Annotated in this window: 3 protein-coding genes; 2 read left to right on the forward strand and 1 reads right to left on the reverse strand. The window is 72.9% G+C overall.

The window, feature by feature from the left end; genetic code table 11:
• Positions 1 to 562 (reverse strand): hypothetical protein (locus KGQ19_RS47475; protein ID WP_212022051.1); only part of this gene is annotated, 562 nt, incomplete at its 3' end.
• Between the two features lie 175 nt (positions 563 to 737).
• Here KGQ19_RS47475 and KGQ19_RS47480 point away from each other — a divergent pair.
• Both KGQ19_RS47480 and proS read left to right on the forward strand, forming a co-directional pair.
• Positions 738 to 3116, forward strand: coding sequence for a helicase-associated domain-containing protein (locus KGQ19_RS47480; protein WP_212022053.1), 2379 nt, complete (start codon positions 738 to 740; stop codon positions 3114 to 3116).
• A 65-nt stretch (positions 3117 to 3181) separates the two neighbouring features.
• Positions 3182 to 4624: a proline--tRNA ligase gene (gene proS, locus KGQ19_RS47485; protein WP_212022054.1), complete on the forward strand. Its 1443-nt coding sequence runs from the start codon at positions 3182 to 3184 to the stop codon at positions 4622 to 4624.
• The last annotated feature ends 67 nt before the right edge of the window (positions 4625 to 4691 follow it).

Raw genomic sequence — 4691 nt, forward strand, 5'->3', positions numbered from 1 at the left:
GCGTGAAGCTGCCGCCGCTCTCGATCGGGATCTGCGGGCCGGCGAGGCTTTCGCCGCCGCCCTCCCCGCCTTCCTCCGGCTCACCGCTGTAGTACCAGTCGTGCGTGCCGGCGCCGAAGGGGTCCGGCTCGGCCGGGATCTCCGGGCCCAGCAGGGCCTCGCCGTCGCTGCCGGAGCCGCCGAACCCGCTGGCCGGCGGGTTGGTCAGGGACTCCGGGGTGACCAGGCGGGCCACCAGCGGGTCGACCTCGGGGGAGAAGACGGACGCCGAACCGTAGGAGCCGGTGCTGGTCCCCACCCCTCGGCGCTGGCGTTCCCGGGCGGCGTAGAGCGGGTCCTTGTTGGCCTCGGCCATCACCAGGGCCTCGGGGCGGCCCATGCCGAGCAGGATCTGGCGGACGTCGGCGGCCCGTGTGGCCTTGCGCGCTTGGACCCGGGACTCGATCTCCGTTCGGGTCCGGGAGACGAGCTGGTTCCGTGACGTGGGCGACATGCGACCCTCCGCCATCGTGGACAGCTCTGCCAGGTACCGGAACATCTCCTGGTCGGTCTCGGCCGTCACCCCTGCGTTCCCCCTGTTTCTCTTGAGGCCCAATACGGCGGCTGTGCCCTGTGAGGCACCCACATCCGTATCGTATGCGGGCGCTGTGATCGTCGGGACTCGACTACCGTTGTCTTTGATGCCCACCGAACACCCCGGCCATTCCGCGCGACCCGGCACCACAGGTGCACGGGCGATGACGCACGCCGCCAGCGCCGGGGCGGGCGGCGGCGCGTCTCAGGGTTCGGACACCGTCGGGGCTCGTGGGGGTGTCGGGGCGGTCGGCGTCCGTTCCGCCCCGGTGCCGCGCCGGCGCTCACTCGCCGACGAATTGCGTTCCTGGCCGGTCGAGCGGCTGGCGAATCTGTTGGCGGTGCGGCCGGATCTGGCGGTGCCGCCCCCGGCGTCGATCGCGGCGCTGGCGGAGCGGGCCTCGCAGCGGGCCTCGGTGGCGCTGGCGATGGACCGGCTGGACGCGTTCACGCTGCAGGTGCTCCAGGCGCTCGCGGTGTCGCCGGAGCCGGTGACCGCCGCCTCCACGGTCGCGCTGCTCGGCGTGCCGGACGACGGCACGGTCGCCGAGGCGATCGCCCTGCTGCGCGACACGGCGCTGCTGTGGGGGCCGCAGGAGGGACTGCGGCCGCTGGTCAACGCGCGGGAGGCGCTGGGCGAGAACCCGGTCGGGCTCGGACCGCCGCTGGCCTCGGCGTTGAACAACTCCTCGCCGGCCGGGATGCAGGAGTTCCTGCGCCGGCTCGGCCTGCCCGCGACCGCCGATCCGGTCAGCGCGGTCGGCTCGATCGCGGCGCTGGCCGCCGACCCGCCGCGGATGCGCGCGGTGCTCGACGCGGCGCCGGTCGGGGCCGAGGCGGTGCTGGAGAAGCTGGTTTGGGGGCCGCCGTTCGGCAAGGTCGGGGTGTCGGCTGATGCGGTGGATGCCGGGTTGGATTCCGCGCTGGACGTCGCGCTGCATCCGGGACCCGATGCCGTGCACGCGGTTCCGGCCTCGGTCCCGGCTTCGCAGGGTGCTGATTCTTCCGCTGTGACTTCGAACCCTGGCACCGGCCCCTCCGGCCCTTCCAGCCCCTCTGGCCCTTCCGAGTCCCCGCTGGAATGGCTCCTGGCCCGGGGCCTGCTCGGCCGCTGGACCGAGGACACCGTCGTCCTGCCGCGCGAGATCGCGTTCTTCTTGCGGCGCCACGTTTTCGGGACCGGCCTGCACCACGACTTGGCCGCCGATCCGCCGGCGATCGCGGTCACCCAGCACGACGTGCGACCCGCCGACGCGGCCGCCGGCGCCGCGGCGACCGCCGTGCCCCGCCGGGTCGAGGAACTGCTCGACGCCTGGGCCGCCGGACCGCCCGGCGTGCTGCGCTCCGGCGGCGCCGGCATCAGGGATCTGCGACGCACCGCCGCGCTGCTGGACGTGCCGGAGGAGGAGGCCGCGTTCCTGGCCGAGCTGGCCTACGCCGCCGGCCTGGTGGCCGCCGACCTGGCGTCCGGCTTCTGGCTGCCGACCCCGGCCTACGACCGCTGGCTGGACCTGCCGGTGGAGCGCCGGTGGGCGGAGCTGGCGGTGGCGTGGCTGGTCTCGGACCGGGCCCCCGGCCGGGTCGGGGCGCCGGACGAGCGGAACCGGCAGGTGGCGCCGCTGTCGGCGGAGGTGGCGTCGTGGGCGGTGACGGAGCTGCGGCGGGACCTGCTCGGCGAGCTGGACCGGCTGCCGAAGGGCGCCACCACCAGCCTGGACGCGCTGGTCGGCCGGCTGTTCTGGGAGCGCCCCCGGCGCAGCGGCCCGGCGGTCCGGAACCTGGTGGACTGGACGCTGCGCGAGGCGGTGTGGCTCGGCGTGGTCGCCCCGGTCCGCGGCGGCGCCGGCATCCTGGCCACCCACGGCCGCGCACTGCTCCTCGGCCTCCCGCGCGACGCACTGGCCTCCACGCTGGGCGCGGCACTGCCCGAACCGGTGCGCCACGTCCTGATCCAGGGCGACCTGACCGCCATCGCCCCCGGCCCGCTGACCCCGGACGTGGCGCGCGAGATGGCCCTGATCGCCGACATCGAGTCGGTCGGCGCGGCGACCGTCTACCGCTTCACGACCGCCTCGGTCCGCCGCGCCTTCGACGCCGGGCGCGGTGCCGACGACCTGCACGCCTTCCTCGCCGAGCACTCACTGCACGAGATCCCCCAGGCGCTGAGCTACCTCGTGGACGACGTGGCCCGCCGCCACGGCCGCATCCGCGTCGGCGCAGCGGTCTCCTACGTCCGGGCCGACAACGACGCCGCCCTCACCGAGATGCTGGCCGACCGCCGCACCGGCGGCCTGGGCCTGCGCCGGATCGCCCCCGGCGTGGCGGTGTCAGAGCTGCCACCGGAGGAACTGCTGGCGGGCCTGCGTGCCAACGGCTACGCCCCGATGGCCGAGAACGAGGACGGCAGCGGCGCGCCGGTGGTGGTCGCGACGTCGCGGGCGCGGCGGGCGACGTCGTTCCACCCCTACGCGGTGCAGCGGCAGGCGATGCCCGGGTCGGCGGCGGTGGTGGGATTGGCTGAGGAACTGGTGGCCGGCGGGTAGGGGCCAGCCGCCCGACGTGCCCAAAATGCCGTGCCGGTCCCGCTTCCGCTCTGTACCGTTCCGTCATGGCACGTGACGAGCGCGGGGTCACCCCGCAGAGCGAGGACTTCTCCTCCTGGTACAACGAAGTGGTCACCAAGGCTCAGCTGGTGGAGCGGGGTCCGGCGCGCGGCACCATGGTGATCCGACCGTATGGGTACCGGATCTGGGAGCTGCTTCAGGCCGACCTCGACGGGCGCATCAAGGACACCGGCCACGAGAATGCCTACTTCCCGATGCTGATTCCGGAGTCGTATCTCAAGCGCGAGGCCGAGCACGTCGAGGGGTTCGCGCCGGAGCTGGCCGTCGTCACCCACGCCGGGGGCAAGGAGCTGGAGGAGCCGCTGGTCCTGCGGCCCACGTCGGAGACGGTCATCGGGGAGATGATGGCCAAGTGGGTGACGTCCTACCGGGATCTGCCGCTGCTGCTGAATCAGTGGGCGAACGTCGTCCGGTGGGAGATGCGCACCCGGCTGTTCCTGCGCACCACCGAGTTCCTGTGGCAGGAGGGCCACACGGCTCACGCCGACGAGGCTGAGGCGATGGAGGAGACGCTGCGCATGCTCGACGTCTACGAGCGTGTCAGCCGCGAGATGGCGGCGATTCCGGTCGTGCCGGGGGAGAAGACACCCGGGGAGCGCTTCGCCGGCGCGGTGAAGACCTTCACCGTCGAGGGCATGATGCGCGACGGCAAGGCCCTGCAGAGCGGCACGACCCACTATCTGGGCACGAACTTCGCCAAGGCGTTCACCATCCAGTTCTCCAACGACGCCGGCCACCTGGAGCTGTGCCACACCACCTCCTGGGGCATGTCCACCCGCCTGGTCGGCGGCGTGATCATGACCCACGGCGACGACAAGGGCCTGGTCCTGCCCCCGAAGCTGGCACCGCACCAGGTCGTCATCGTCCCAATCGCCCGCGGCGAGCAGGCGCAGACGGTACTGGACGCGGCACGGGAACTGGCCACCCGCCTCAAGGCGGCCGGAATCCGCGTGCACATCGACGACCGGCCACAGCTGTCGCCCGGCTTCAAGTTCAACGAGTGGGAGATGCGCGGCGTCCCGATGCGACTGGAGATCGGCCCCCGCGACCTGGCAGCCGGAACCGCCCTGCTGGCCAAGCGACTGGGCAACGAGGGCAAGACCGCAATCGCCCTGGACACCGCCCCGGAAACACTGCTGACCGCACTGGACGACTTCCAAGCATTCCTGCTCCAGCGCGCGACCGACTTCCGCGAGTCACACACGGCCACCACGGAGACCTGGCAGGAGTTCACCACCGCCGTCGCCACCGGCTGGGCCCGAGCGCTGCACTGCGGCCGCCCGGAGTGCGAGGACGAGATCAAGTCCGAGACGGCCGCCACGCCCCGCTGCATCCCGCTGGATGGGCTGGCTGAGGCTGGGGTTTGTGTGCGGTGCGATGCGCCTTCGGCTTATGGCAAGCGGGTGCTGTTTGGTCGGTCTTACTGAGGCGAGGCGCTTGGGGTGGGGAGGAATGCGGCCCTGACGCGGGGATGTTGGGGCCGCAGGTTTGGGT

It is taken from the genome of Catenulispora pinistramenti (assembly GCF_018274385.1).
GTDB lineage: Bacteria > Actinomycetota > Actinomycetes > Streptomycetales > Catenulisporaceae > Catenulispora > Catenulispora pinistramenti.